The organism is Mesorhizobium sp. M7A.F.Ca.MR.362.00.0.0, assembly GCF_004023175.1.
In the GTDB taxonomy this organism is placed as follows: Bacteria; Pseudomonadota; Alphaproteobacteria; order Rhizobiales; family Rhizobiaceae; genus Mesorhizobium.
This window is the reverse complement of record NZ_RZTF01000744.1, coordinates 1-1,361: the sequence shown is the minus strand read 5'-3', so window position 1 is coordinate 1,361 and position 1,361 is coordinate 1. Positions and strand designations below refer to the sequence as shown.

The 1,361-nt window shown below is 63.1% G+C and carries 2 protein-coding genes; both read right to left on the bottom strand.

Features of this window, described 5'->3' with window-relative positions:
• Nucleotides 1-185 precede the first annotated feature (185 nt).
• Entirely contained in the window at nt 186-440 is a 255-nt protein-coding gene (locus tag EOC06_RS37340) for a type II toxin-antitoxin system VapB family antitoxin (protein WP_127321718.1), read from the bottom strand.
• Between the two features lie 67 nt (nt 441-507).
• Nucleotides 508-1,361, bottom strand: an 854-nt coding sequence (locus EOC06_RS37335) for an NAD(P)H-dependent oxidoreductase (protein WP_128310122.1), incomplete at its 5' end; no start/stop codon positions are given.

Here is a 1,361-nt window from a genome sequence, read left to right as displayed (position 1 = left end):
CCTCGACCAAGATCACGGCATGGATCCTCGGGTCTCCGCGACGTCGCTTCGCTCCTGCTCCGCCCGTGGATGACGAAGTTGGGAAGGCTCCGGTCAATCCCGAATGTCTACGATGATCCATCGAAACGAACGACGAAATCCGAGCTGCCAGCAGGCCTTCCAACGTGACAACCCCTGTGCACCTGTCAGGCGTCATTCTGGCCGCCACCCCACATGGCATCGATCTCATTCTTGCTCACGACCCGGCCAGCCTTGCCCGCTTTGGACCTCAAATCATCGGCGATTGCAGCCAGCCGTTCCGCCAGAGGCATACGGGCGTTTTCCCGCTTCAGTTCACTTTCAAGCGCTTCGATAACCGCTCTGGTCATGGAAACCTTGCGCTTGGCGGCAAGCTGGCGAGCCAGTTCGCGGGCAAGCGGATTCCTGATTCGAAGGTTCATGTGACCGACCTTGGCGACATTTGCCCCACAATCTATCATTTGTCGTAGCAGCGCCAGCGTGGTCCTTTCAGGCCCCGTAGAGCATCTCGTCCTGAAGCTGGCGCAAGGCGAACAGCCTTGTCGTCTGGTCGGGCGCCGCATTGTCTGACGTCAGCAACTCACCCTTCCTGACCGGTTTCAGCACCTTGCCGCCCTCGAGCAGGCCGACCGGCACGGCGCGCTGGGCACGGGCTTCGCCGACGGTCATCGTCCAGGAGCGGTAACAGGTCTCGCCGATCGCATCGAAGGTCTCGCCGGCGGCGAGATCCCGCTTGGCGACCGCACAGACTTCGGCAACAGGTCGCGGCAGCGGCACCATGTCGGGCTTGCCGAAAAGCATGATGCGGGCGGCGGTCAGCGGCACTTCCAGCGAGGTCAGATGGTAGGGCCGGAACAGGCTGTAGTAAGGGCCGTGGCCGATATGCAGATCGTCCATGCGCTCGATGATGCGCGGATGCGTCGCCTCGACGATGACGAAGACGCCGGGCGCGACGCCTTTGCCAATCGTGTAGTCGACGACGCCTTTCTTCAACAGCAGACCGCCGTCCTCGCGCGGGATCAGCACCTTGGCGAGGTCGTCGCGATCGGCCTTGGGGCCGTGCATGCCGGGCACATCGGGCACCAGCCCGGTGGCGTTGGCGATGGCGCACATCTCGACCATGGTCTTGGAACCGTCGACGAACTCGACGAGCATGCGCGGGTTCATGTTGCGGCGGATGGCTTCGGCGCGATAATTGTCCGGGACGGCATCGTGGTTGAGCGGGTTGTTCTTGCCCTTGCCGGCCGAGACGATGGTCAGCCCGAGCGCCGACGCGAATTCGATCAGTTCCATGCAGCTCGACGGCTCGTCGCCCGCACCCACCGAATCGACGACGCCAAGCC

What these genes read in the sequence shown, in the direction of transcription:
- EOC06_RS37340 (WP_127321718.1), bottom strand. Translation starts at nt 440, where the DNA reads ATGAACCTTCGAATCAGGAATCCGCTTGCCCGCGAACTGGCTCGCCAG.